26 protein-coding genes are annotated in these 23925 nt (G+C 70.0%); 10 read left to right on the top strand and 16 right to left on the bottom strand.

What is annotated here, in order from left to right:
- Positions 1-144: 144 nt before the first annotated feature.
- Genes ACFU7D_RS17130 through ACFU7D_RS17115 form a run of 4 tightly spaced genes read right to left on the bottom strand, consistent with a single transcriptional unit; the run spans position 145 to position 2358 of the window.
- Complete coding sequence (locus ACFU7D_RS17130; RefSeq protein WP_378869138.1) at positions 145-582, bottom strand: DoxX family protein; 438 nt, start codon at positions 580-582, stop codon at positions 145-147.
- A gap of 30 nt (positions 583-612) precedes the next feature.
- Positions 613-1251 (bottom strand): alpha/beta hydrolase, encoded by a 639-nt coding sequence (locus tag ACFU7D_RS17125; RefSeq protein ID WP_378869136.1) that lies wholly within the window; start codon positions 1249-1251, stop codon positions 613-615.
- Entirely contained in the window at positions 1248-1757 is a 510-nt protein-coding gene (locus ACFU7D_RS17120; RefSeq protein WP_378869134.1) for a VOC family protein, read from the bottom strand. Before ACFU7D_RS17120 ends, ACFU7D_RS17125 begins: the two co-directional genes overlap by 4 nt.
- A gap of 25 nt (positions 1758-1782) precedes the next feature.
- On the bottom strand, positions 1783-2358 hold the full coding sequence (locus ACFU7D_RS17115) for an NADPH-dependent F420 reductase (protein WP_378869131.1): 576 nt from the start codon (positions 2356-2358) through the stop codon (positions 1783-1785).
- 109 nt (positions 2359-2467) lie between these two features.
- Here ACFU7D_RS17115 and ACFU7D_RS17110 point away from each other — a divergent pair, with 109 nt between their 5' ends.
- From ACFU7D_RS17110 to ACFU7D_RS17100, 3 genes are all read left to right on the top strand, one after another.
- Complete coding sequence (locus ACFU7D_RS17110; RefSeq protein ID WP_378869129.1) at positions 2468-2959, top strand: MarR family winged helix-turn-helix transcriptional regulator; 492 nt, start codon at positions 2468-2470, stop codon at positions 2957-2959.
- A gap of 76 nt (positions 2960-3035) precedes the next feature.
- Positions 3036-3794 (top strand): ArsR/SmtB family transcription factor, encoded by a 759-nt coding sequence (locus ACFU7D_RS17105; protein WP_378869126.1) that lies wholly within the window; start codon positions 3036-3038, stop codon positions 3792-3794.
- Positions 3795-3829: 35 nt separating this feature from the next.
- Positions 3830-4210 carry a VOC family protein gene (locus tag ACFU7D_RS17100; RefSeq protein ID WP_378869124.1) on the top strand — a complete coding sequence of 127 codons (381 nt, stop codon included), beginning with the start codon at positions 3830-3832 and terminating at the stop codon, positions 4208-4210.
- Here the strand turns inward: ACFU7D_RS17100 and ACFU7D_RS17095 are convergent.
- Positions 4205-4837, bottom strand: coding sequence for a TetR/AcrR family transcriptional regulator (locus ACFU7D_RS17095; protein WP_378869121.1), 633 nt, complete (start codon positions 4835-4837; stop codon positions 4205-4207). The two genes, ACFU7D_RS17100 and ACFU7D_RS17095, sit on opposite strands and share 6 nt — an antisense overlap.
- Positions 4838-4898: 61 nt before the next feature.
- Here ACFU7D_RS17095 and ACFU7D_RS17090 point away from each other — a divergent pair, with 61 nt between their 5' ends.
- The gene (locus ACFU7D_RS17090) at positions 4899-6161 is read left to right on the top strand and encodes an oxygenase MpaB family protein (RefSeq protein WP_378869119.1); all 1263 of its coding nucleotides are present in this window, start codon (positions 4899-4901) and stop codon (positions 6159-6161) included.
- Positions 6162-6166: 5 nt separating this feature from the next.
- Here ACFU7D_RS17090 and ACFU7D_RS17085 read toward each other — a convergent pair whose 3' ends face one another.
- From ACFU7D_RS17085 to ACFU7D_RS17070, 4 genes are read right to left on the bottom strand one after another with little or no spacing between them, the layout of a single operon-like run.
- Positions 6167-6736, bottom strand: coding sequence for a TetR/AcrR family transcriptional regulator (locus ACFU7D_RS17085; protein WP_378869117.1), 570 nt, complete (start codon positions 6734-6736; stop codon positions 6167-6169).
- 29 nt (positions 6737-6765) lie between these two features.
- Positions 6766-7233, bottom strand: coding sequence for a GNAT family N-acetyltransferase (locus ACFU7D_RS17080; RefSeq protein WP_378869114.1), 468 nt, complete (start codon positions 7231-7233; stop codon positions 6766-6768).
- A complete protein-coding gene (locus tag ACFU7D_RS17075) occupies positions 7230-7673 on the bottom strand; it encodes a hypothetical protein (RefSeq protein ID WP_378869111.1) in 444 nt (147 codons plus the stop codon). The genes ACFU7D_RS17080 and ACFU7D_RS17075 overlap by 4 nt, the downstream gene beginning before the upstream one ends.
- Positions 7670-9079, bottom strand: coding sequence for an MFS transporter (locus tag ACFU7D_RS17070; protein ID WP_378869108.1), 1410 nt, complete (start codon positions 9077-9079; stop codon positions 7670-7672). The genes ACFU7D_RS17075 and ACFU7D_RS17070 overlap by 4 nt, the downstream gene beginning before the upstream one ends.
- A gap of 158 nt (positions 9080-9237) precedes the next feature.
- Between ACFU7D_RS17070 and ACFU7D_RS17065 the strand changes: the two genes are divergently transcribed.
- Entirely contained in the window at positions 9238-9450 is a 213-nt protein-coding gene (locus ACFU7D_RS17065; protein ID WP_378724186.1) for a dodecin, read from the top strand.
- Between the two features lie 8 nt (positions 9451-9458).
- On the opposite strand, the gene ACFU7D_RS17060 is transcribed toward ACFU7D_RS17065, so the two are convergent.
- Positions 9459-9950, bottom strand: coding sequence for an Lrp/AsnC family transcriptional regulator (locus tag ACFU7D_RS17060; protein WP_378869104.1), 492 nt, complete (start codon positions 9948-9950; stop codon positions 9459-9461).
- 114 nt (positions 9951-10064) lie between these two features.
- On the opposite strand from ACFU7D_RS17060, the gene ACFU7D_RS17055 reads away from it, so the two are divergent.
- The gene (locus ACFU7D_RS17055) at positions 10065-11246 is read left to right on the top strand and encodes a trans-sulfuration enzyme family protein (RefSeq protein ID WP_378869100.1); all 1182 of its coding nucleotides are present in this window, start codon (positions 10065-10067) and stop codon (positions 11244-11246) included.
- 39 nt (positions 11247-11285) lie between these two features.
- On the opposite strand, the gene ACFU7D_RS17050 is transcribed toward ACFU7D_RS17055, so the two are convergent.
- Together ACFU7D_RS17050 and ACFU7D_RS17045 are read right to left on the bottom strand one after the other, a co-directional pair.
- On the bottom strand, positions 11286-12227 hold the full coding sequence (locus ACFU7D_RS17050; RefSeq protein WP_378869097.1) for a PGN_0703 family putative restriction endonuclease: 942 nt from the start codon (positions 12225-12227) through the stop codon (positions 11286-11288).
- 142 nt (positions 12228-12369) lie between these two features.
- Positions 12370-13374 (bottom strand): 5'-3' exonuclease H3TH domain-containing protein, encoded by a 1005-nt coding sequence (locus tag ACFU7D_RS17045; RefSeq protein WP_378869094.1) that lies wholly within the window; start codon positions 13372-13374, stop codon positions 12370-12372.
- Positions 13375-13525: 151 nt separating this feature from the next.
- On the opposite strand from ACFU7D_RS17045, the gene ACFU7D_RS17040 reads away from it, so the two are divergent.
- Genes ACFU7D_RS17040 through ACFU7D_RS17025 form a run of 4 tightly spaced genes read left to right on the top strand, consistent with a single transcriptional unit; the run spans position 13526 to position 19191 of the window.
- Positions 13526-14986, top strand: coding sequence for an FAD-linked oxidase C-terminal domain-containing protein (locus ACFU7D_RS17040; RefSeq protein ID WP_378869091.1), 1461 nt, complete (start codon positions 13526-13528; stop codon positions 14984-14986).
- On the top strand, positions 14986-16152 hold the full coding sequence (locus ACFU7D_RS17035) for an FAD-binding oxidoreductase (RefSeq protein ID WP_378869088.1): 1167 nt from the start codon (positions 14986-14988) through the stop codon (positions 16150-16152). Before ACFU7D_RS17040 ends, ACFU7D_RS17035 begins: the two co-directional genes overlap by 1 nt.
- The gene (locus ACFU7D_RS17030; RefSeq protein WP_378869085.1) at positions 16152-17480 is read left to right on the top strand and encodes a (Fe-S)-binding protein; all 1329 of its coding nucleotides are present in this window, start codon (positions 16152-16154) and stop codon (positions 17478-17480) included. Before ACFU7D_RS17035 ends, ACFU7D_RS17030 begins: the two co-directional genes overlap by 1 nt.
- Positions 17481-17514: 34 nt before the next feature.
- Positions 17515-19191, top strand: a complete 1677-nt coding sequence (locus ACFU7D_RS17025; RefSeq protein ID WP_378869082.1) for an L-lactate permease — start codon at positions 17515-17517, stop codon at positions 19189-19191.
- Here the strand turns inward: ACFU7D_RS17025 and zwf are convergent.
- The 4 genes from zwf to ACFU7D_RS17005 are packed head-to-tail and all read right to left on the bottom strand — an operon-like array spanning position 19153 to position 23860.
- A complete protein-coding gene (gene zwf / locus ACFU7D_RS17020) occupies positions 19153-20622 on the bottom strand; it encodes a glucose-6-phosphate dehydrogenase (protein WP_378869080.1) in 1470 nt (489 codons plus the stop codon). The two genes, ACFU7D_RS17025 and zwf, sit on opposite strands and share 39 nt — an antisense overlap.
- Positions 20623-20670: 48 nt before the next feature.
- Complete coding sequence (locus ACFU7D_RS17015) at positions 20671-21246, bottom strand: GNAT family N-acetyltransferase (RefSeq protein WP_378869140.1); 576 nt, start codon at positions 21244-21246, stop codon at positions 20671-20673.
- Positions 21247-21257: 11 nt separating this feature from the next.
- The gene (locus ACFU7D_RS17010; protein WP_378724206.1) at positions 21258-21995 is read right to left on the bottom strand and encodes a lasso peptide biosynthesis B2 protein; all 738 of its coding nucleotides are present in this window, start codon (positions 21993-21995) and stop codon (positions 21258-21260) included.
- Complete coding sequence (locus ACFU7D_RS17005; RefSeq protein ID WP_378869076.1) at positions 21992-23860, bottom strand: albusnodin/ikarugamycin family macrolactam cyclase; 1869 nt, start codon at positions 23858-23860, stop codon at positions 21992-21994. Before ACFU7D_RS17005 ends, ACFU7D_RS17010 begins: the two co-directional genes overlap by 4 nt.
- Positions 23861-23925 lie beyond the last annotated feature (65 nt).

Genomic DNA, 23925 nt, shown 5'->3' with positions numbered 1-23925 from the left:
TTCTAACCGCTGGTGGTGGCGCGCGCCCCCCCGCCCGCCCGGGTGGTCTCGGACACCCCCCCCGGTCCGTGTCCCGGCGGGGCCCCCGGGGGGGGGCGGGGGGGGGGGGGGGGGGCCACGGCGGAGGTGGTCGACGAGTGACCCTCAGACCTCGGCCCGGGCCCTCGAGCCGATGGCGCGGTCGATGCTGACGCGGCCCGGACCTGCTGCGGCCAGGGCGATCGCGATAGCCGCGACGACCGCGACCAGCTCCCAGCCGCCCTGGTCGACGAACACGCCGGATCCACGGTGGGCGAACCAGAAGGCGCCGATCATGTCGATGAGGACCAGGGCGGCGGCCACCGGCGTCAGCAGACCCAGCACGAGCAGCACGCCGCCGGCGAGCTCCACGAGCGCGGCGAAGGTCGCGGCCGCCTGAGCGACCGGGACACCCATCGCCTCGAAGGACTGCGCGGTCCCGTCGAGCGTGTAGGTGGCGAACTTCTGCCAGCCATGGGCGATGAGGACGGTCCCGACGAGAAGCCGGGCGGCGAGCAGACCCAGGTCGAGGGCGGGAGCGGGGAGAGATCGTCCGAGTTTCATGTGTTCCTTCTCGTGGTGTGCAGGGGGCGTTCAGCTGGGGCGTACGTGGGTGGCGACCCAGGAAGCGAGCTCGTCGAGCGCGGCCGCGGTGATGCCATGGCCGCCGGGGTCCCGGTGCGCCACCGTCGGGGCGCCCGACTCCTCGAGCAGATAGCGCCAGGTGCGGTCCAGCAGCTCGCGCGGGATGACCTGGTCGGCCTCGCCCTGGGCGACCAGGACCGGCAGGTCGGCGAGCCGGCCGGCCTCGACAGGGACGCCGGCGTCGAAGGGAAGCGTGCCGTACAGGACGGCGACGCCGGCAAACCGGCCAGGCTCCTGAAGTGCCAGCCCGCCGGCGAACGCGGCGCCGCCGCTGAACCCGACGAGGACGACCGGACGACCCTCCGGCGCGACACCGTCGAGCCACTCCCGGAACCAGCCCATGGTCTCTGTCAAGGACTCGGCGACGGGGCGGCCGATCCCGCGGTTGGCGAACCAGGCATACCCGCCGCCCTCGGCGATCGGGGCGCGTACGGCCACATAGGCCGGACCAGCGGGAAGATGCTTGGCGAGCTCGATGATCTCGTGCTCGTGCGACCCGCGGCCGTGGAGCAGCACCACCAGGGGAGCATCGGGGTCGATGCTGCCGTGGCTCGCGGTGTGGACCGGGGTGTGGATCGGGGTGCTCATCGCTCCTCCGGCCGGTTCAGCTCGGCGGCCGTACGGACCCCGCTCCAGCGGGCGACGTCCTTGGCCAGGTCGAGCCGGTCGACCGGGGCGGCGTTCTCGAACTCGCCCCAGTCGGCTCGCGGCAGCATCCACATCACCTCGAACTCGTTGCCGTCGGGGTCCGCACCGTAGACGCTCTTGGTGGCGCCGTGGCTGGACTCCCCGGTGAAGGCCCCGAGCTCGGCCAGCGTCATCCGGGCCTGCTCGAGCTCGTCGATCGTGTCGACCTGCCAGGCGAGGTGGTAGAGGCCGAGGGAGCCGTGCGGCCGCGGCGGTTGCGGCCCGACCCCGAACAGGCCGAGGTCGTGGTGGTTGCCGGACAGGGGAAGCCGCAGGAAGGCGGCGTTGGCACGCGGCTCGCGCGCCATGACCGTCATGCCGAAGGCCGCCTCGTAGAACGCGATGCTGCGTTCGAGGTCGGAGACGAACAGGACGGCGTGGTTGAGACGTACCGGGCTGACGGTCATCGTGGGACTCCTCGGGTGAGAGCGATCAGGCGACGACGCCGAAGCCGCCGGTCCAGGAGACCTGCTCGGCCGCGGCCAGGGAGATCTGCAGGAAGCCGAGCGCCTCGAGCTCGCGAGCCCGCTTGAGCGCGCCGGCATCGATGGAACGCAGGCCGGCGGAGGTGACGACCTCGGCCAGTGTCGCCTTGGCGTCGGCGTCGTCGCCGGCGATCTGGACGGCGGTGGTCAGGTCACCGACCGTGCCGGCGGCCAGGGTCGCGGCGAAGGTGGTGTTGAACGCCTTCAGCACGCGCGAGTCGGGCAGCGCTGCGGCGATCTCCGCGGCGGCGGAGCTGTCGGCGGGGACGGTGAGGGAGTCGAAGGTCTCGAAGTTCACCGGGTTGGTGATGTCGACGACGATCTTGCCGGCGAGGTCGGCGCCGCGCTGCGACACGATCTCGCTCAGCGCGGGGTAGGGGACGGCGAGCACGACGACATCGCCGCTCGCGGGGGTGGCGGCGTCTGCCTTGCCGAGCAGCTGGACCGAGTGTCCGCCGCGGCCGGCGAGTGCCGCGATGGCCTGGCCCATGTTGCCGGTGCCGATGATCGAGATGTCTGTCATGTCGGATTCTCCTCGAATGAAAGGTTGTTGCTACAACAAAACTCTCACGAAAAGGTTGTAGCGTCAAGTTTTTGGTTGTAGTGACAAGCAGCCGGGCTAGAATGGGCCTGTGGATGATGTCTGGCTGGATGAGGACGAGATGGCGGCCTGGCTGCGCCTGATCGCGATCGTGGAGCTGCTGCCGGGGGTGCTCGACTCCCAGCTGCGCCGTGATGCCGGCCTGAGCCACTTCGAGTACTTCGTCCTGGCCATGCTGTCCGAGGCGGAGGACCGGACGCTGCGGATGACGGCTCTGGCCCACCGCACCAACGCGACCCTGGCGCGCCTGTCCCATGTGGTGCGGCGGCTCGAGGAGCGAGGCCTGGTCGAGCGGTTCCCGTGCCCAGAGGACGCGCGCGCCACGAACGCCCGCCTCACCGATGCCGGCTGGGAGGTCGTGGTCGCTGCCGCGCCCGGCCATGTCGCGAACGTACGCGGCAACGTGCTCGACGGGCTGAGCGCCGAGCAGGTTCGCGAGCTCACCAAGGTCGGCGACGCGCTGCTCGCCCGCCTGGACCCGCAGGGGAAGATGACGGCCCTCTACAAGCCGGAGGAGTCCTAGGCGCTGTCGCCCGGGGTCGCGAACGGCCCGTTTCCGTCCCTTGACATGAAACCAAATGGTTTCCTATTGTGGCCGTGTGGAACAGGTGTTTCGAGCCCTTGGTGACCCGACTCGGCGGGCGCTGCTCGACGCACTGCTGCAGGAGGACGGGCAGACGCTCTCCTCGCTGGTCAGCCGCCATGCCATGACCCGCCCGGCGGTGGCCAAGCATCTGGCGATCCTCGAGGACGCCGGCCTGGTGGTCGTCGCGCGCCGGGGGCGCGAGAAGCATCACTTCCTCAACGTCGTACCCATCCGCGAGATCCATGACCGCTGGGTGACGAAGTACACCGAGACCTGGGCGAGTGGCCTCGCCGAGCTGAAACGAGACCTGGAGCGCACGATGGAGAAAGTCTTCGAGATCTACGTCCGCACCACACCGGAGCGACTGTGGGCGGCGATCACCGATCCGCAGATCCGCGCGAAGTATCACTTCGGCGCCGGGGTGCACTCCGACTGGACCCCGGGATCCGCCTTCACGATGGTGCACCCGGGCGCCGACGGCCCGCTCGCGGAGGGCGAGAACATCGTCGTGGAGCCGCCGGCACGACTCGTGCAGTCGATACGCACGCTCTGGTCCGAAGCTGCCGAGGAGCAGGGCACCACGCGGGTGACCTGGGAGATCGAGCCGGTCGGCGACTCCTGCCGCCTCACCGTCACCCACGACCAGCTGCGCGGCGACGCGCCTCCGGAGCTCTACGGCGGCTGGCCCATGATCCTGTCCGGCCTCAAGACCTGGCTGGAGACGGGGGAGACCCTGACCACCCCGGGCTCGCAGATGTACGGCCCCAGCTGATCCTGCATCGACGTCATCGACCGAGAGGAACCCTGATGAGCACCATCACCGATATCCGCACCGTCGGCATCACCACCGCCGACCAGGACAACGCCATCGCCTTCTACCGCGACACCCTGGGCTTCGTCGTACGACTCGACGTCGACGGTCCGACCCGCTGGATCGAGGTCGCGCCGGCCGGGGCCGACGTCTCCCTCGCCCTCGTCGCGGGCGACCGCCCGGCAGGGGAGGTCATCGAGACGGGGATCCGGTTCAACGTCCCCGACGCGGCCGCCGAGCGCGACGCGCTCAGCTCCCGCGGGGTGAGCGTCGGCGAGCTGCTGCTCTGGCCGGGCGTACCGCCGATGTTCACCTTCGACGACCCCGACGGGAACCGTTTCGTGATCCTCGAGCAGACCGTGGCCGAAGGATCATGACGACCCCGCGTCCCGGATGGCCTCGCCTGATCCAGCGGCGTGGCCAAGGTAGCCCGCGGTGAGCGCGACCATCTCCTCCAGCACGGCCTCGCGCGGGTAGGGCGGCCGGTCGAGCACCCAGCGCAGCGCGATGTTCTCCATCGCCACCACCAGCACCCACGCGGTGAGCTGCGGGTCCGGGCGGGTCCTCGCGACCGATCCGGCGTGCAGATAGGCGGCCGTCAGGTCACGTACGCGGGTGACGAGGGCCGCGTGGCGATCTCGGTTGCGTGAGGCGGGGAGCTCTTCGATCAGGACGCGCAGGAGGGTCGGATCCTGCTCCAGCCCCGCGAGCAGTGCGTCGGCGACCGACCGGATCGCCGGTATGCCGGTGCTGGTCGTCTGCAGCGCCAGGGCAGAGGCGGTGCGCTCGGAGACGTCGTCCCAGTAGCGGCTGATCACGATGTCGAGGATCGAGGCCTTGTCGGAGAAGTACTGGTAGAGCGAACCCGGACTGATGCCGGCGGCGGCCGCGACGCGATTGGTCGAGAACGTCTCGTAGCCGTCGTCGACCAGCACCTGGCGCCCGGCCTCCAGGATGCGCTCGACGGTCGCCTTCGAACGGGCCTGGGTGGGTGTCTTGCGCATGCCTCTACGTTAGGCAGAACGCGAATTGAAAGCGAGCTCCTGCTCGCATCACGCTGGAGGTATGACCACACTCGCGCAGCAGGGCACCCAACCCACCGGATTCCCGACACGTTTTCGCGAAGGCGAGGCGCGCGGCCGCCGTCTCGGCCGGCCGTTGCGCCTCCTGGGCCGCATCGACGAGGTCGACGAGGACCTGATGGAGCGGATCGGGCGGGCGTTCGGCGAGCGTGACGACGCCGGGGCGGACCTGGCGGAGGCGATCCGGATGCGAGCCGGGACTCCGGGCAAGGTCACGATGACCCAGCTGCGTACTGCTCTGGAGCACGGTGTCGCGGCGGTGGATTCCCCGCCCCCGGCGCTCGCCGAGCTCTTCGCCCAGGTCGAGGCCACACCGGACTGGGTCGAGTGGGACCTCGTCGACGAGGGCGGCCGTGTGTTCGCGCGACTCGGCCAGAACGCGGCCGACGTGCTGCTGCAGCTCTCCCTCATCAGTGGCTACCGGTTCGGTGGCCCGCCGGACCTGCTCGTGGCCACCGGCGGCCTGACCGGCAGCACCACCCGGCGGCGCCTGGGGGAGACCCAGCACTGGGCGGTGAGCCTGCGTACGCCTGGTGGGCTGCGGCCGCCGGAGCCGGGCTCGAGCTCGGGTGAGGCGTGGCGGCTCACCGTCCACGTACGGGCCATGCATGCGCTGGTCAACGCCGGGTTCGAGCAGCGGTGGGACACCGGCAGATGGGGCCTGCCGATCAACCAGGCCGACCAGGCGGCCACGCTGGGCCTGTTCGACGGCGTACTCATCATCGGGTGCCGGGCACTGGGAGTGCCGGTCTCCAGGCGGGACGCCCGGGCGCTGATGCATCTGTGGAAGTACGTCGGCTGGCTGATGGGCGTCGAGGAGGACTTCCTCGTCGACGACGAGTGGGAGCGGCACCGGATCAACTATCACGTGCTGCTCTCGCAGGCGGAGATCTCCGGGGCCGGTCCGCAGCTGGCGCAGGCGGCGGTCGAGGTCCAGCGCGATCGCAGCTATCCGGGCTGGCCGGCTCCCTTGCAGCGGGTGCGTGGCTGGTACGAGACGGAGCGGCTCCTCTCGATGCTGACCGTCTTCCTCGGGGTCACTTCGATGCGCGAGCTCGGCCTGCCGACGAGGCCGCCGTGGGCGCACGCCTACGTGGTGCCGCTGAACCTGGTCAGGTATCGGGTCCTCGGCCGGACCGCTAAGGGCCGGGCCCGGCTGGAGAGACGAGGTGCCCGCAATGCCGACTCGCTGCTGGCCAGCTACTTCGGCGGTGAGCGCGCGGCGGTCGGCAACCTTCCGGAGTGAGCGGGTCAGCCGGGAGGGGTGAGGGCGGCCTGAAGGGTGCCGTCGATGAGTGTGGCCGCGTCGGCTGCCTTGATCTCGCCCCGGTAGACGGCGCCCGAGGCCGCGTGGAGGACGCTCTGGAGCAGGGTCAGCTGCCACTGCAGCGGCTGGTCGTCGCGGAAGCTGCCGTCGCCGCGACCGCGCTCCATGAGCGGTTTCCAGCGGTCGATCAGCCCGAGGTGGACCGCCTGGAACTGCTCGTGGGGCATGCTCTGCTCGGCGGCGACGATCAGCGCGCCGTACTGCTGGGTCAGGCGCCACGAAGCCTCGAGGAGCCGGCTGAGCGCGGCACGGGGATCGCCGTCGAGATCCACCGCTCCGAGGGCCTCGTCGGACTGCTGGATCGCGCGTTCGACGACCTGGGTCACGAGGATGGCTCGGGACTCGAAGTGGCCGTAGAGAGTGACCCGGCCGACGCCGGCTGCCTTGGCGATGTCGGCGACGCTGACGTCGGGATCGCGGGCGAGGCAGGCGGTGGCCGCGTCCATGATCGACTCGATGTTCTTGCGTGCGTCGGCGCGCTTGAGGGTCGTCACTGCCTGAACCTCCCACGAGATGTTGAACATCATTGTATAGGTTGCGCGGCTCTGCTCCACGCACACATCACCTTCGCGCGGACGGCGGCGCCGAGGCGTCGGTAGAACCGGATCGCGGCGTCGTTGTCGGGTTGTACGCCCCAGGTGATCGTCAGGCCGACCGAGCGTCTCGCCAGCTCCGTCATGAGCAGCCGGCCGACGCCGGCGTCGCGATGACCGGGGCGGACGTAGAGGTCGTCGAGGGCGACGATGTCGCTGCCCGACCACAGGTGCAGGCGGCGTACGGACGAGACGTAGCCGGCCGGCTCTCGGTCGATCTCGGCGAGCAGCACGGTGATGTCCGGGCGCCCGAGATAGCCGGCCCACTGCTCGGCGGTCACGGTGACCGAGTCGGACTGGGCCTGGTGGGCGGCGATCTCCTTGACGAGCATCAGCACGGTCTCCGCGTCCTCCGGGGTGGCCTCGCGTACGACGACGTCGGGTCGGGTGGGTGTCATGCCGGCTCCTGGTCGGTGGCGGTGCGGGCGTGGTGCGCATGGCCGCCGGAGTATTCGCCGGGGCGCGCGAGCATCGCGGCGAGCATGAGGAGCAGCATGAGTACGTGGCCGAGCAGCATCAGGCCGTCGGCGTCGATGGCCCCGAGCCACAGGAACGGGAAGAGGACCACGAAGCCTGCGTACATCGCGGCCGACATCTCCACGACCGGCCTCCAGGCGTGGCCGCGGAAGCGCATCCAGGCGGCCATCGGGATCACCATCGTGGTGGCCATGACCAGCGACTCGACGTCGGTGCGGTGCAGCCAGGCGTCCGCCGGCTGGCTGGCGGCGGCGAGCATCCAGAGCGGGTAGAGCACCATCATCCCGACGAGCATCGCGATGATCATCTGGAGGTAGTGGAGCGTGAAGGTGAGCCTGGGTGATCTCGGGGCCTTCGTCATGACGCGGTCTCCTGGCGGGTCGTGGTGGGTGTGGGTCCGGGGATCAGCGCCCCGGCGAGGACGGCGGCGAGCGCGGCGATGACGGTCGCGACCAGGTAGGCCCTCTCGAAGCCGTCGGTGGTGCCTTCGACGAGGCTGGCCGCGGCGACGCCGGACATCACCGCGGCGCCGAGCGAGGCGCCGAGCTCGTGGAAGGTGCTCAGGATCCCGGAGGCCACGCCCGCGAGCTGCGGCTCGACCTGGCTCAGGGCCGTCGCGGCCGCGACCACGAAGAGGACGCCGAGGCCGGCGGAGCCGACGCTGACCGCGACCACGGTGGACGCCGTGCTCATGCTGATCGCGGGTACGACCAGCCCGGCCGCGGCGATGAGCAGCCCGGCGACGCCGAGGGCGCGAGCACCGAGGCGGCCGATGAGCCTGCCGGCCAGCTGCGCGCCGACCATGGTCGCGGCGGCGACGGGCAGGAACAGCAGCCCGGTCGCGAGCGGCCCGTGCCCGGCCGCGCCCTGCAGGTAGAACGTGCCGAGGAAGAAGACCGCCACCATCAGCCCGGTCGCGACGAACAGCACGAACGTGCCGGACAGGACCGGTCGCCGCGTGACCAGCGCCGGATCGATCAGCGGGTGCTGCGTACGTCGCAGCCAGCCGGCCAGGACGGCGTATCCGATGATCCCGGCACCGATGAGGGCAAGGGTGCGGCTCGAGGTCCAGCCCTCGTCGCCGGCCTCGATGAAGCCGAGGATCAGCAGCCCGGTGGAGGCGGTGACGATCAGTGCACCGACGAGGTCGAGACGTACGTCGCCTCCCCAGGCGGGCAGCGGCGGGAGCAGTCGGGCCAGGAGGGCCGCCACGACGATGCCGACGGGCACGTTGATCAGGAAGACCCATTCCCAACCCGGCCCGGCGGTCAGAGCGCCGCCCAGAAGCACGCCGATCGCCGCCCCTCCGGCCCCCAGCGCCGACCAGATCCCGAGCGCGCGGTTGCGCTCCTCGCCGTCGAAGAGCCGGACCACGATCGAGAGGGCGGCGGGGGAGAGCATCGCCGCCCCGACCCCCTGCGCGACCCTCCCGCCGATCGCCAGCTCCGCGCTGGTGGCGAGGCCAGTGGCCAGCGAGGCCACCGTGAACGTCGTGAGGCCCGCGAGCACCACGGGCTTCGGGCCGAACAGGTCGGCAGCCCGGCCGCCGAGCAGCATCAACCCGCCGAAGGCGAGCGTGTACGCACTCACCACCCAGGTCAGCGCATCGCGCCCCAGCCCGAGGTCGGCGCCCATGTGCGGCAGCGCGATCGCCACGACGGTGACGTCGAGGATGAGCATGAACTGCGCCAGTCCCAGCAGCCCGAGCAGCCGCCATCGGCGTGGATCGGCGGACTGGTCGACGGTTTCGTTGGTGTCTGAAGTCATGGCGCTCCTCCTCGAGGGCACAAGTTGAACACGGATGTACGAGATACTAACTCGAACATCGGTGTTCGACAACGGTGTTTCCCGGGAGGTCGCTCTTGCACGGTCTCGATGTCGCGCCCATGGTGGGTAGAGCGAGCATCGAGAGAAGGGGCGAGACCATGGCTTCACACACCTACCGCGTCACCGAGATCGTCGGGACCTCGGACGAAGGACTCGAGCAGGCGATCCGCAACGGCGTCGGCCGAGCAGGCAAGACGCTTCGTCACCTGGACTGGTTCGAGGTCACCCAGATCCGCGGACACGTCGACGACGACGGCATCCAGCACTTCCAGGTCGGGCTGAAGGTCGGCTTCCGGATGGAGGACGACTGACGGCGCCGCTACGCGGGGTCGCGGGGCAGCACGCCCGGCCCCTCGCGGAGCTCGAAGACGAGCTGCGTCTCGGTCTGGCGTACGACCCGGTGGACGGTCACGTGCTGCAGCACGAAGTCGCGTAGGGCCTCGGCGTCCTCGACGGCGACGTGGAGGTGGAAGTCGTCCGCGCCGGCGAGATGGAAGGCCTGGATCACGCCGTGGGTCGCGGTCAGGTCGTCATAGAGCTTCTCGACGTGCTCCTGGCTGTGGCTCCCTAGCCGCACCTTGATCACGGCCTGCAACGGATAGCCGAGGGAACGGACGTCGACGTCGAGGCGGCGGCCGGTGATGACGCCGTTGTCGCGCAGGGCGCGCAGCCGGTAGGCACAGGTCGACTCGGCGAGGCCGAGACGCGAGGCGAGGGCCTTGTTGGTGAGCTCGGGATTGGTGCCGAGCTCCCTCAGGATGCGGCGATCGACGGAGTCGAGGGTGGTTGCGGAGGTTTGTTCTTTCGCCAACGGTTCCTACCTGGGTCTGGGGCCGAGTTGCTCGAAGATGTCAGTATCAGGGTCTCCTTGGGATCTTCGGCAATCAATCTGGCTTGATCTTGTGGTTCCCGCCAGCATCGCTTCATGCCGATTGCGAACCCCCACCTCGACTCCCTCGCCGTCCACGCCGGACGGGACGACCTGGCGATGCTCGGCGTCCACGCCCTGCCGCTGGACCTGTCCTCGACGAATCCGCTCCCCGACATCGAGCGTGGCGGTGCGTCCTACGAGGCGATGGCGACCGGCGGTCATCCTCTCCCGGACGGCGGGGCCGTCTACCAACGGCTGTGGAACCCGACCGTGGCGCGGTTCGAGTCGGCGCTGGCGCAGCTCGAGCAGGCCGAGACGTCGGTCGCGTACGCCTCGGGCATGGCGGCCATGACGGCAGCGATCATCGCGAGCACGTCCTTCAGCGGCAAGCGGCACGTCGTCGCCGTCCGGCCGCTGTACGGCGGCACCGATCACCTGCTGGCCTCCGGTCTGCTCGGGGTGGAGGCCACCTTCTGCGCCGAGGACGAGGTCGCCGCCTCCGTGCGCGCTGATACTGCGCTGGTGGTGCTGGAGACCCCGGCCAACCCGACACTCGACCTCGTCGACATCGCCTCCGTCGTCGCGGCTGCCGGTGACGTACCGGTGCTCGTGGACAACACCTTCGCCACCCCGGTCCTGCAGAACCCGCTGGAGCTGGGCGCGGCGATGTCGCTGCACAGCGCCACCAAGTACATCGGCGGCCACGGCGACGTCGTCGGTGGCGTGATCGCCTGCGCCGAGGAGACCGCGGTGCTTCTTCGCCAGGTCCGTGCGGTCACCGGCGGCGTCCTGCACCCCCTCGGCGCCTACCTCCTCCACCGCGGCCTCGCCACCCTGCCGACCCGCATCCGCGCCCAGCAGGCCGCCGCCGTCGAGATCGCCGCGTGGCTCGAGTCGCACCGGGATGTCGAGCACGTCTACTTCCCGGGTCGCGATGATGATCGTGGCCTCCTCGGGAAGCAGATGACCGGCCCGGGCGCCATGATCGCGATCGCGCTGCGCGGCGGGTACGAAGCCGCCGCCTGCCTCACCTCCTCGGTCCAGCTCTTCACCCACGCCGTCTCCCTCGGCGGCGTCGACTCCCTCGTCCAGCACCCCGCCGGCCTCACCCACCGCCCCGTCGCGGCCCACGCCAAGCCGTCGGCCAACCTCGTACGCCTCTCGATCGGCCTCGAGAACCCCGAGGACCTGATGACCGACCTCGACCGCGCCCTCTCCGGCACCGCCGGTTACTGAGGGACCGCTCGTAGGAGAGATCGAACCGGTGGCTGCCGGTCACGTCGCGCCGAGCCCCTTCTGTGCCGCAACGAGCCGCGCAGGAACCTGGTCGTACGTCAGGTAGCGCTCGGTGAAGGCTCGGCGCCAGCGCTCGTGGCCGGGGACGGCGTCGACCACGTCGTTGATCGACGAGAAGCGGAGCGAGTCCGGGTCGTCCAGCTCAGCACGGATGGCTTCGACGACTTTGCGAGCGGGGTTGTCGTCGTGGCAGGCGACGACCACGCCGATCCCGCTGGTGACGTCCCCGGCGGACAAGACTCGCTGAGTGAGAAGCTGGTTGTACCAGAACTGGCGAAGGCTGGGCCGGTCCAGGCGCGTCTCCGCTCCCTCGTGCCACGGGCCGTTGACTGTCTCGACCTTGAACTTGTCAGGTGCCGGTCTGGGCTGTGCCTTGGTGAGATTCTCGGCGTACTTGCACTCGATCCCGAGGAATCCCCGCGCGCCGCCGCTGCGCGTGTAGGTGACGAAGGCGTCGAACGCGGAGCCTCCGGTGTTCCCGGTGCGCGGTGCCCACTCGAGCTGTACGTCATCGACGCTCTCCGCGTCGTGATGGAACGTGCGAACCCACGCCAAGAGCGTCGACGGTTCGGCGGAGAGATGCCCGAAGAGGTTGAAGCACAGGGGCTGGGAGGAGAGGAGGTTCCGGTGAAGACGGTCGAGCTGGATGATCCCCGGTCTCCGCTCGGTCTCGAGATCGTGTCTCGCCCGCCGTGCTGCGGCGACCGCCGCCGGCGTCATCAGATTGGGGTTCCACTCGGTGCCGACCGGAAGCATCGACGAGACGAGTCTGGTGCCGCCGGTCGAAGGCCCGGCAGGCAGTCCCGTTCGGGCCTGCCGCCACCACGACTGCTGTAGCCGCAGCGTCCGTTGCCAGACGGAGTCGTTGCGCTCTCTCCACTCCGGGCTGGTCCAAGGCAAGTTGGCGTCCGTTACGGTCACGGGCTCGTTCTACCCGGGGGCAGGCGGGACGTACCTGGCCTCAGCGAACGCACTCGCTCAAATCGGGTACGCAGGCCGGCCATCCAGCTGGAAACCCGATGGTGCCGGCGGGTGAGGCCACGGCGACCTCGGATCTAGGGAGCTAGGAGACCGTCGAGGCGGGATTGGTGCTCAGCACCCGCTGCGCCACCGCGGTGGTCGCCTCGACACCGAGGAAGCCGACGACGCGGGTGACCCGGTCGATGTCGAGGGGGAGGAGGCCGGGGGTGCCGGGGATGTCGGGGGTGAGGCGGAGGTCGAGGTCCTCGTGGCACGACATCATCCGCAGGTTGAAGTCGTAGCGCTCCCGGGCGCCGGGCGCGGAGAGGGCGCGGACGACACGCGGGGCGATGCGGCGTACGCCGGTGTCGGCGGCCCACGCGTCGAGGACCTCGGTCACCTTCTGCCCGTGGTTGTCACAGATGTCGGACCAGACGCCCTCCATCGGGCCCACCTGGTCGAGCAAGGCCGCCGCGGTCTTCTCACCGATGCCGCTCACGCCCGGCAGGTTGTCGCTCGCGTCGCCACGCAGGGCCGCGAACTCGAGATAGCGGGAGGCCGGGACGCCGTACATCGCATAGAGGCGGGCGGGGTTGAGCAGAGGAGAGCCGTTGATCCCACCGTTGATCAGCCGCAGCACCTTGGTGTGCGAGCTGATCAGCGCGAACGCGTCACGGTCGGAGGTGATCACGACGCAGTCCCACCCGTTGCGGCCGGCCCACGCGGCACCGGAGGCGTTGACGTCGTCGGCCTCGAGGCCCGGGGGAGTGAGGGTCGCGAGACCGAGGGCATCGAGCATCGCCCCGGCCCGCTCGAGCTGCTCGACCAGCAGCGGGTCCTTCTCGGCGCGCCCGGCCTTGTAGTCGGGATAGGCGTCGCGGCGTACGGACGCGGTGCGGTCGTCGAGGCCGAAGAGCACCGCATCAGGAGCGAAGGCGTCGATCGAGTCGAGGATCTGCCGCAGCATGCCGTGCAGCGCCCAGGCGGGCCGGCCGGCACGGTCGATCATGCGGGTGTGCGCCCGGGCGTGATGGTTGCGGTGCAGCAGTGACGGTGCGTCGACGACGAGCAGGAGGCGGCGGGCGCTGGGTGGGCTGGTCATCGACATCGTGCTCATCGTAGGGGGTGGCCTCCGCCGAGGAAATTGGTGACCGGAGTCACACGAACCCATTGCCCCGACACCCTTCATCCTCTAGCCTTCCATTGGGTAGAAGGAAGCTTCCACGATACGAAATCCTGGAGAAGCGGATGAACCTGCCATGACACCGCTGCAGAGACTGACCGCGACGGCACGAGCGCTCCTCCCCGATGACGGCGTGATCACCGACCCCGCCCGGCTGCGGACGTACGAGTGCGACGGGCTGGCCCACTACCGGGTGACTCCCGCGCTCGTCGTGATCCCGGAGACCGCCGAGCAGTTGGCCGAGATCGTGCGGTGCTGTGCCGAGCAGCAGATCCCGTACGTCGCCCGCGGCTCCGGCACGGGGCTCTCGGGCGGCAGCCTGCCCCATGCCGAGGGCGTACTGGTGGTCACCTCGCGACTGCGGGCCATCAAGGAGGTCCGGCGAGAGGACCAGCGCGCGGTGGTCGAGCCCGGCGTCATCAACCTCGACGTGACCCGCGCGGCGACGCCGGAGGGCTACTACTACGCGCCGGACCCCTCGAGCCAGCAGATCTGCTCGATCGGTGGCAACGTCGCGGAGAACTCCGGCGGTGCCCACTGCCTCAAGTACGGCTTCACCACCAACCACGTGCTCGGCGCCGAGTTCGTGACCGCCGGCGGTGACCGCGTACGTCTCGGCGGTGACGCTCCCGACAGCCCCGGCTACGACCTGCTCGGTGCCGTCGTCGGGTCGGAGGGCACGCTCGGGATCGTCACCGAGGTGACGGTGCGGCTGGTGCGGCTGCCGGAGAAGGTGGTCACCCTGCTGGTGGGCTTCGACTCCACCGACCGCGCCGGCGCTGCGGTGTCCGCGATCATCGCGGCCGGCATCGTACCGGCGGCGATCGAGATGATGGACGCGCTCGCGATCGAGGCGGCCGAGGCCGCGGTGCACTGCAACTATCCCGACGGCGCGGGCGCGGTGCTGGTCATCGAGCTGGACGGCCCGGCCGCCGAGGTGGACGCGGAGTACGCCGACGTGGTCCGGTTCTGCGAGGAGACCGGTGCGTTCGAGATCCGCACCGCGAAGACCCCCGAGGAGCGGTTCCTGATCTGGAAGGGCCGCAAGTCGGCCTTCGCCGCCGTCGGCCGGATCAGCCCCGACTACATCGTGCAGGACGGCGTGATCCCGCGGACCGCGCTGCCGGAGGTGCTGCGGGCGATCACCGAGCTCTCCGAGCGCTCCGGCGTACGCGTCGCCAACGTCTTCCACGCCGGCGACGGCAACCTGCATCCGCTGGTGCTCTTCGACGACGCCGTGCCCGGGGCCGGCGATGCCGCCGAGGAGGTCAGCCGCGGGATCCTCGACCTGTGCCTGCAGCACGGCGGCTCCATCACCGGCGAGCACGGGGTCGGTGCCGACAAGGCGGCCCACATGCCGAAGATGTATGCCGCCGACGACCTCGACACGATGCAGCTGGTCCGGTGCGCCTTCGACCCGGACCGGATCTCCAACCCGGGCAAGATCTTCCCGACGCCGCGGCTGTGCGGTGAGCGTCCGGGCCGGCGGCAGGGTGCGCATCCGCTCCAGGAGGCCGGCGTGGCGGAGGTCTTCTGATGTCCGACATCACCATCTCCGGGGTCGCGCCGGGTCGGATCGAGCACCCGACGAGCACCGCCGAGGTCGCCGAGGTCATGCGCGCGGCGGCGGCCGCGGGGGAGTCCGTGGTCCCGACCGGAGCCGGCACCAAGCTGAGCTGGGGCAACCCACCCACATCGGCCGACATCCTGCTCGACCTCTCCGCGCTCGACCGGGTGAGCGAGCACGCCTCCGGTGACCTGATCGCCACTGCAGGGGCCGGGACGCCGCTGGCCCGGCTGAAGGAGCACGTCGCCGCGGCCGACCAGCGCCTCGCCCTCGACGAGACGGTCCCCGGGGCGACCGTCGGCGGTGCCCTGGCGACCAACACCAGCGGCCCGCTGCGGATGCTCGCCGGCACCATGCGCGACCTGCTCATCGGCGTGACGATGGTCCGCGCCGACGGGGTGGTCGCCAAGGCCGGGGGCAAGGTCGTCAAGAACGTCGCCGGCTACGACGTCGGCAAGCTCCTGGTCGGCTCCTACGGCACGCTCGCGGTGGTCACCGAGGCGACCTTCCGGCTCCATCCGGTCCCACAGACCCGCCGCTGGGTGAGCGTCGCCGCGCGCGACTCCGCGCACGCCGCCGAGCTCACCCAGGCGGTCCTGCACTCCCAGACGGTGCCCTCGGCTCTGGAGGTGGACGCCACCGCCGGCGGGGTGCGGGTCGACGTCTTGGTCGAGGGACGCCCGGAGGGCGTGGCGGGACGTACGGCCGTCCTGACCGAGCTGCTCCCAGGCGCCGAGACCAGCGAGGAGCCGCCGGTCGGCTGGGGCCGCTACCCCTGGGACGACACCGCGGACACGCACCTCGGGATCAAGGTGACCTTCCGGCTCTCCGGCCTCGCCGACGTCATCCGGGCCGCGGGCGATCTCGGACTGCGGGGCTCGGCCGGCGTCGGCGTCGCTTACGTCGCCGTCCCGGCCGACCGGGACATCACCGAGCTCCAGGCGACGCTCGCGAGGCTGCGCGAGACGACCGGACGCCACGGCGGCAGTGCCGTGGTCCTCGACGCTCCCGGTGAGATCAAGCGGCAGCTGGACCTGTGGGGACCGGTCCCGGCCCTGGACCTGATGCGCCGGGTCAAGGACGAGTTCGACCCCGACCACCGGCTCAGCCCGGGCCGCTTCGTAGGAGGAATCTGATGACGGACATCGACATCCGGAACCTGGGCGCCTTCGACGAGCAGCACCCACCCGACCAAAATCTGCTCGACGACTGCGTGCACTGCGGGTTCTGCCTGCCGACCTGCCCCACCTACCTGCTGTGGGGCGAGGAGATGGACTCCCCACGCGGGCGGCTCTACCTGATGAAGGAGGGCCTCGAGGGCGATCCGATGTCGGACTCGATGGTGCAGCACTGGGACAACTGCCTGGGCTGCATGTCGTGTGTGACCGCCTGCCCCTCGGGCGTCCGCTACGACACCCTCATCGAGCAGACCCGCGCCCAGGTCGAGCGCAACCACGTGCGTACGCCCCAGGAGAAGGCGCTGCGCAACCTGATCTTCGCGATCTTCCCGCACCCCAGGCGGCTCCGGGCGGTGCGCGGCCCGCTCCGGCTGCTGCAGCGCACCGGCCTGGACCGTCGCCTGCGCCGGACCGGCCTGCTCGACCGGATGGCGCCGCACCTGGCCGCGATGGAACGGCTCACCCCGACCATCACCTCCGCCGAGCCGCTGCCCGAGCTCGTGCCGGCGGTGGGAGAGCGGCGTGCGGTGGTCGGCATGCTCACCGGCTGCGTACAGGGCGCGTTCTTCCCGGGCGTCAACGCCGCCACGGCCAGGGTGCTCGCCGCCGAGGGCTGCGACGTGGTCATCCCGCCCGACCAGGGCTGCTGTGGCGCGCTCTCGGTGCACAACGGCCGTGAGCGGGAGGCCCAGGCGTACGCACGCCGGATCATCGACGCGTTCGAGGACGCCGGCGTCGAGCAGATCGTCATCAACGCCGCCGGCTGCGGCTCGACGCTGAAGGACTACGCCCGGCTGCTCGCCGACGATCCCGCGTACGCCGCCAAGGCCGCGGCGTTCGAGGGCAGGGTCCGTGACATCGCCGAGATCCTCGACGAGCTCGGCCCGGTCGCCGAACGTCACCCGCTCGACCTCACCATCGCCTACCACGATGCCTGCCACCTCGCCCACGCCCAGGGCGTACGCATCCAGCCGCGGGCGCTGCTGAGAGGCATCCCCGGCATCGAGCTGCGCGAGATCGCCGAGGGCGAGATCTGCTGCGGCTCGGCCGGCATCTACAACATCCTCAACCCCGAGCCCGCCCGCGAGCTGGGCGAGCGCAAGGCGCGCAACATCGTCGCCACCGGCGCCGAGGTGCTCGTCACCGCCAACCCGGGCTGTCTGCTCCAGGTCGCCTCGGCGATCACCGCGCAGGGACATCAGCTCGGCATGGCCCATCTCGTCGAGGTGCTCGACGCCTCGATCAGCGGCTCCTCACCCGAAGGGCTGCGCACCCGCACCATCTGACTCTCATCTCCCACACTCGACCCTCGGAGTCGCCATGTTTGAGCCAGTAGCCGACCAGGTCGGCGGATCGTTAGTCCTCAGCGCCCTGTGCGGCGCCCTGCCACTGATCACCATGTTCGTCCTTCTCGGCGGGCTCAGGATGAAGGCCTGGCGAGCCGGCATCATCTCGCTGGTCGTCGCCCTCGTCGTCGCCGTCGCTCTCTTCGAGATGCCGGCCGACGACGCCATCCTGTCCGCTGCCCAGGGCGCGTTGTTCTCGGGCTTCTTCCCCATCATGTGGATCGTCATCAATGCGGTCTTCGTCTACAACCTCACCGTGCACACCGGCCACTTCGACGTGCTGCGCCGGGCGTTCAGCAAGATCAGCGACGACCAGCGGATCCAGGCGCTGATCATCGCCTTCTGCTTCGGCGCGCTGCTCGAGGCGCTGGCCGGGTTCGGTACGCCCGTCGCGATCACCGTGGTCATGCTGATGGCGATGGGTTTCAAGCCGATCAAGGCCGCTGCGGTCGCACTGATCGCCAACACCGCCCCGGTGGCGTACGGCGCGATGGCCTCGCCCATCAACGCGCTCTCGGACCAGACCGGCTTCAGCGTCGAGACGCTGGGGGCGATGGTGGGCCGCCAGACCCCGGTCCTGGCGGTCCTCGTGCCGCTCATCCTGGTCTTCGTGGTCGACGGCAGGCGTGGCCTGCGGCAGACCTGGATCCCGGCGCTGCTCTGCGGCATCGGCTTCGGCATCGCCCAGTTCGTGGCCTCGAACTACATCTCGGTGCCGCTGGCCGACATCATCGCCTCACTCTTCTCCGTCCTGGTCGTCGTCGGCCTGCTGCGGGTGTGGCAGCCGCGGGAGAAGGTCTATGCCGAGTCGCTGGTCGGGGCCGCTGCGGCAACCTCTGCCGGTTCTGGGTCCGGCTCCGTGCCCGGTGCCCCGTCGGGCGACAGCGAGGTGCGAGACAGCAGCAGAGAGGTCTTCAAGGCCTTCCTGCCGTACATGATCATCGTGGTGATCTTCGTGATCGTCAGCATCCCTGCGATCAAGGACGCGCTGGCCCACCGGCCGTTCACCCTCTCCGGGACCGACTACACCCCGACGGTGATTTTCCCGGGCCTCGACGACGTCGCCGGTGCCCAGGGTGGCTTCAAGTTCGACTGGTTCCCAGCCGCTGGCACGATGCTCCTGATCTCGGGCATCCTCACCGCAATCTGCCTCCGGATCCGGCCGGACGCGGTCGCCAGGACGTACGGCGCGACCTATCGGCAGCTGGCTCCGGCCATCGTCACCGTGATGGCCGTGCTCGGCCTGGCGTACGTCATGAACTTCTCCGGTCAGACCGGCTCGATCGGTGCCTGGCTGGCCGGCGCAGGCAGCGCCTTCGCCATCCTCTCGCCGATCCTCGGCTGGCTCGGTGTGGCCGTGACCGGCTCGGACACCTCGTCCAACGCCCTCTTCGGGCTCCTGCAGGTGACCACCGCGAAGGAGGCGGGGCTCGATCCGGTGCTGATGGCCGCCTCGAACTCGTCCGGTGGCGTGCTCGGCAAGATGGTCAGCCCGCAGAACCTCGCCATCGCGGCCGCGGCGGTCGGCATGGCCGGCAAGGAGGGCGAGATCTTCCGCAAGGTCTTCGGCTGGAGCATCGCCATGCTGGCCTTCATGTGCGTCCTGGTCGCCCTACAGTCGACCCCGGTGCTCGGCTGGATGGTCCCGTGACGTCCGGCCCAGCCGCCAGCCGCCGATCGGCAGCTCGAGCGCCGACTCCGGGCCCCAGGATCCCTGCGGGTAGCCCTCCACGGCGGGCCGATGCTCGAGCACCGGCTGGCAGATCTCCCACAGCCGTTCCACCTCGCGGGCACTGGTGAACAGGGTCCGGTCGCCGTTCATGACGTCGAGGATGAGCCGCTCGTAGGCCTCCAGCGGCCCGGAGTCCGGCGCGTCGCCGGCGAGATCGAGGCGGAAGACGGCATCGGTCAACGCCATGCCGGGGCCGGGCCGCTTGGCCCGGACCTCGATCTCGATCCGGGCGTCGTCGCTGAGCTCGATCACCAGCTCGTTGGGCTCGGTCGCACCAGGATCCGCCGCCTGCAGCCACCGGTGACGCGGGTCGATGAACCGGATCGTGATCGTCCGACGCCCGGCGGCGAGGGCCTTGCCGGTGCGCAGGTAGAACGGCACCCCTCGCCAGCGGTCGTTGTCGATCCACGCCTCGATGGCGACGTACGTCTCCACGTCGGAGTCGGCTTCGACGTCGGGCTCCTCGCGATAGCCGTCGTACTGCCCGAAGACCACGCGCTCGGGGTCCAGCGGCCGCACGGCCGCGAAGGCGGCGGCCTTCGCCGCCCGGATCGCGCCCTCGCGGAAGGCGTGCGGGTCCTCCATCGCCACGAACCCGAGCAGCTGACACAGGTGAGTGGTGACCATGTCGCGCAGGCAGCCCGTGCCCTCGTAGAAGCTGCCGCGCCCTGTGACGGTGAGCTTCTCCGGTACGTCGATCTGCACCGACTCGATGCTGTGCCGGTTCCAGGCGGGCTCGAAGAGGCCGTTGGCGAAGCGCAGCGCCAGCAGGTTCTGCACCGCCTCCTTCCCGATGAAGTGGTCGATCCGGAAGATCTGCTTCTCGTCGAAGGCCTCGCTGAGCACCGCGTCGAGCTCGCGCGCCGAGGCGAGGTCGGTCCCGAACGGCTTCTCCGCGACCAGCCGGCTGCGCGCGTTCAGCCCCTCACGGGCCAGCATCCCGACCATCGGCTCCACCGCCTGCGGCGGCACGGAGAGATAGAGCAGCCGCTGTACGTCGCCCACCGTCTGCCCGCTCGCCAGCGCCAGCCGATCCTCGGCCTCGTGCACCGCCTCGGCCAGCTCTGTGCCGTCCTCGGCGGAGGAGGGTACGAACCGGATCCGCTCCAGCAGCGGCCCGGCCACCGTCTCGTCGACCTCCCCGACGAACTCCTTCAGCGCCTGGTGCACGTGGCTCCGGAAATCCTCATCGGTCCCCGGCGAGCGCCGCCCGCTCCCGATGATCGCGAGCTGATCCGGAAGCCGCTTCGCCAGCGCGAGCCGGTACAGCCCAGGGAACAGTTTCCGCGCGGCCAGGTCACCTGTCGCGCCGAAGAGGACGAGTACGTGCGGGGCTGGTTTGGTGGACACATCCCCAGTCTCGCACTCGTGGTGGCGTCTGGACCGTGACGTCGATCGTTAGAGGCGGTCGCCGAGCACAGCAGCTTCTACGAGGCGGGGACCGGCGTAGTCCTCTGGCACGGCGTCCATGAGGATCTCGTCGGCGGGCCGGCCGAGCCACCACGCAGATCGTCGTCGTGTGCCGATGACCTTGAAGCCGGCCTTCTCGTACGCGCGGACCCCTGCCGTGTTCTCGGCAATCACGGACAGATAGACGGACCGGAGCTGGGCGAGGTGGAATGCCCAGTCGAGCACCAGCGTGGTTGCAGTGGTGCCGATTCCGCGGCCGCGGGCGGTCTCCTCGCCGAGGTAGATGAAGAACTCGGCGGTGCCGTAGCGGTGGTCCAGCGCCAGAGATGAGCTGCCCACCGGGTCCCACTCTCCGCCGTCTGTCTCATGGTAGATGGTGAATCGCGCCTGGGAGTCAGAGTGACGCAGTTGCGAGTCCAAGCCGGCTGTACGCTCCGACAATGTCTCGGCGCCGAGCCTGCCGTATCCGGCCATGACTCGCAGGCTTGACTCCCACCTCCAGTAGGCCTCGGCCAGGTCGGCGCGGAGCGGTCCGAGCCCGACTCCGTCGTGGGTCAACCACATGTTTGAGTTGGTCATGTCGCGCTCCTTGGGTGGTCGAGGTGTTCGGGGATTGTGCGCAGGATCGTGTAGCGGCTGGTGGATTCGGGTTCGGCAGCCGCGACGCCGGTGCCGCAGGATCGCACCTGCACCCAGGCGTGGAGCCTGACGGGGTCGGAGGCGCCACCGTGACACCACGTGACCGATCGGCCGAGAAGCGCCAGAGCCACTGTGGTCGCGACCGACTCTTCCAGGCATGCGACACGCCCAGGGAACCAGCGTCCCATCCGCCTGATGTTAAGAACACTTCGTTCGGCTTCGCTGAGGGTCGCAGCGGGGAGGGGGAGGAGGCCGACGCCGCTGAGAAGAGTGGTCAGGCGCCGCATCGTCTGCGCCCGGTGTCCGAGTGCCTTGAGGAGGAGGACGGCCGCGAGGGCTGTCGCCGAGGCGACGACTTCCACAGGCGTCGGGTAGACGCCCTCGACCGCCGGGAGGCCGGCCTCGCTTTCGTCGGCCCCGAACGAAAGCGCGGCAGGGTCGCCAGGTACGACACGCACGAACAGGGTGTCACTGCTGCGCCGCCCGAGCGCTTCGCGGAGGCGATCTGTGAGGAGATCGTCAGGGTCGGGCGACCCAGCACCGACCTGTTCCCTCTCGCGTTCTGTGCAGAACAGGCGGACCAGACCGGTGCGGTAGTCGACCACGAGGGTGGTGTCGCTGAAGCGGCAGGCGTACAGGTCCGGGCCGCGAGACGGAATGGTCGTGGTCGTCATGAGCTCACCTCAGCTGGGATCGCTTGCCGTTCCCACCTGACGATCTCGGTCCGCTCCAGCGCGCGCAGCCAGCTCTCTAGGCTGAGTGCGGCGTCGAGCTGTGGCATGCAGACGGCCGCCCCGGTGGCCCCGGCTGCGCCTGCACGGATCGAGGCCCGTAGCGCGTCCGTGTAGACGAGCCCGAGGTCGCTCAGACGTCCGTCGGCGAGGTCGAGCAGAGCGGACAGGTTCGTCCGTAGCCCCGCGAAGTAGTCCGATGCGAAGTTGCCCTTGGTGGTCCTGGCTGCCAGGCCAGGCGGGTAGACGTTCGCTAGTGCTTCCCGGATCTGCGGCTTGTACTCGCTCGGGCGGGGCATCGCGGCGACTGGCACGCTCAGCACAACGGCCAGGACGCGGGAGTCGACGAACGGGTTGTGCAGGGGCACGCCATGATGGGCGGCCAGTTGGCCGTCGGAGTGAGCTGTCCTGCCGACCTCTACCGCGTCGTGGACGATTGCGTGCGCCGTAAGCGCACCACGGGCGTGCGGTAGCGCAGGGGCCGCGTTCGCCAGCGACGCCGCACAGAGACCGGCGTGCCTGGTCACCCACGGCGGCGGTGCCGCGACTGTCAGCCATGCACTGGCCGCGGCACGCTCGGACTTGGTCGCGTGACCGGAGTGCCACCACGCTGCACTTGCGGCCAGCCCCTGTGCCGGGGTGTGGCGGAGAAGGTCTGTGGCCGCGCGGAGAATCTCTGCCGGAGCCGTACGCCGCAGCCTGGCGAGTCGGCGGGCTTCAGCTGCTGCGGCGGCGAACCGATGATGAGCAATCGCGTCCGCGATCCACGCGACCGACGTCATCAACACCGTGTCGCCACCGTCGCCGGTCAGGTGGCAGTCGGTGGCGGTGCGCTCCTGCATCGCATCGAGCTGGAACACGAACCTGGCGTAGGCCCTGGCCGACGGTGCGGGCTCATCAGTCACTGGCAGGCCGTCAAGATGGCCGTAGGGGAGATGAGCACCGCCGAGAGCGAGCAGATGGTGTTCGACGCCCGGATGCTCGGCAGCCCGCAGCGCGTGAGCTAGGTCGCCCATGGGCGCCCCGGGAGCGTAGGCAGAGGGTTCGTGGACCGTGAATGCCGAGATTCTCCGCCCGCTCGGGACCAGGGCCCCCGCGGCGAGAAGCGTGAGCGCGGTTGAGTCAAGGCCACCGGAGAGGTCGGCGCTCGGGGCGGTCGCATCGTTGACCCGCGTCTGGACCGCGGCAGTGAGTTCGCCACGAAGACCAGTCGGCCCGCTCGGTGCGGAGCCATGTCGTTCTCCCGCCACCCACGTGCGGCTGCGCCACGCCGCTCCGTTGCGGCCGAACGTGTAGCGGTGACCGGGAAGGACGACGTGTACGCCGTCGAAGTATGTGCGATCCCCGAAGAGTCTCGGCGTTCCTGGCGCATGGAGCTCGCCGGCGATCCGCTCGATGTCGAGAGAGTGCTCGCCCTGGCCGGTCAACCCGGCGAGGCAGCGCGCTGAGGTTGCCCAGTAAAGGCCCTCGTCGGCGTGGCAGGTGTAGATCGGGACGGCGGTTGCCAGGTCGGACCAGATCGAGAGGTGCGTCTCGGTCTCCTCGATCACGGTGTAGGCGCCGGGCCACCGCCAAGTCACGTCGTCAGGGACAGCGCCTTTGGCAACGGCCGCGAGGTCCGACTCAACAACCGAGGCGGTGCCGATGAGTATCAGGTCACTCACGTCTCCCGTGACCAACCGGTACTGCGGTGCAGGAGCGCCACTGAGTTCGTCCACGGCCCAGACGATCGATGTCCCTCGGGCAGCGATCCGGCGTGCCCCTCGCGGGGTGCGGGACAAGGAGCGGTCGCCGAAGTAGCCAGCCATCCAGAACATGCTCAACCTCGTTTCGTGAAGGGACGCGAATGTGGACGGGGGAGGGCCTGCATGGC

The sequence above is a fragment of the Nocardioides sp. NPDC057577 genome, from assembly GCF_042801335.1.
GTDB lineage: Bacteria > Actinomycetota > Actinomycetes > Propionibacteriales > Nocardioidaceae > Nocardioides.
This window is presented reverse-complemented; position numbering and strand designations above follow the sequence as displayed.

Excerpts from the sequence above, each read along its gene's own strand:
- ACFU7D_RS17005 (WP_378869076.1), bottom strand. The coding sequence starts at position 23,860 with ATGGCTGGCTACTTCGGCGACCGCTCCTTGTCCCGCACCCCGCGAGGG.
- ACFU7D_RS17035 (WP_378869088.1), top strand. The coding sequence starts at position 14,986 with ATGTCCGACATCACCATCTCCGGGGTCGCGCCGGGTCGGATCGAGCAC.
- ACFU7D_RS17120 (WP_378869134.1), bottom strand. The coding sequence starts at position 1,757 with ATGACCGTCAGCCCGGTACGTCTCAACCACGCCGTCCTGTTCGTCTCC.
- ACFU7D_RS17115 (WP_378869131.1), bottom strand. The coding sequence starts at position 2,358 with ATGACAGACATCTCGATCATCGGCACCGGCAACATGGGCCAGGCCATC.
- ACFU7D_RS17080 (WP_378869114.1), bottom strand. The coding sequence starts at position 7,233 with ATGACACCCACCCGACCCGACGTCGTCGTACGCGAGGCCACCCCGGAG.
- ACFU7D_RS17040 (WP_378869091.1), top strand. The coding sequence starts at position 13,526 with ATGACACCGCTGCAGAGACTGACCGCGACGGCACGAGCGCTCCTCCCC.
- ACFU7D_RS17100 (WP_378869124.1), top strand. The coding sequence starts at position 3,830 with ATGAGCACCATCACCGATATCCGCACCGTCGGCATCACCACCGCCGAC.
- ACFU7D_RS17065 (WP_378724186.1), top strand. The coding sequence starts at position 9,238 with ATGGCTTCACACACCTACCGCGTCACCGAGATCGTCGGGACCTCGGAC.
- ACFU7D_RS17070 (WP_378869108.1), bottom strand. The coding sequence starts at position 9,079 with ATGACTTCAGACACCAACGAAACCGTCGACCAGTCCGCCGATCCACGC.
- ACFU7D_RS17045 (WP_378869094.1), bottom strand. The coding sequence starts at position 13,374 with ATGTCGATGACCAGCCCACCCAGCGCCCGCCGCCTCCTGCTCGTCGTC.
- ACFU7D_RS17075 (WP_378869111.1), bottom strand. The coding sequence starts at position 7,673 with ATGACGAAGGCCCCGAGATCACCCAGGCTCACCTTCACGCTCCACTAC.
- ACFU7D_RS17015 (WP_378869140.1), bottom strand. The coding sequence starts at position 21,246 with ATGTGGTTGACCCACGACGGAGTCGGGCTCGGACCGCTCCGCGCCGAC.
- ACFU7D_RS17125 (WP_378869136.1), bottom strand. The coding sequence starts at position 1,251 with ATGAGCACCCCGATCCACACCCCGGTCCACACCGCGAGCCACGGCAGC.
- ACFU7D_RS17030 (WP_378869085.1), top strand. The coding sequence starts at position 16,152 with ATGACGGACATCGACATCCGGAACCTGGGCGCCTTCGACGAGCAGCAC.
- ACFU7D_RS17090 (WP_378869119.1), top strand. The coding sequence starts at position 4,899 with ATGACCACACTCGCGCAGCAGGGCACCCAACCCACCGGATTCCCGACA.
- ACFU7D_RS17010 (WP_378724206.1), bottom strand. The coding sequence starts at position 21,995 with ATGACGACCACGACCATTCCGTCTCGCGGCCCGGACCTGTACGCCTGC.
- ACFU7D_RS17130 (WP_378869138.1), bottom strand. The coding sequence starts at position 582 with ATGAAACTCGGACGATCTCTCCCCGCTCCCGCCCTCGACCTGGGTCTG.
- ACFU7D_RS17055 (WP_378869100.1), top strand. The coding sequence starts at position 10,065 with ATGCCGATTGCGAACCCCCACCTCGACTCCCTCGCCGTCCACGCCGGA.
- ACFU7D_RS17095 (WP_378869121.1), bottom strand. The coding sequence starts at position 4,837 with ATGCGCAAGACACCCACCCAGGCCCGTTCGAAGGCGACCGTCGAGCGC.
- ACFU7D_RS17025 (WP_378869082.1), top strand. The coding sequence starts at position 17,515 with ATGTTTGAGCCAGTAGCCGACCAGGTCGGCGGATCGTTAGTCCTCAGC.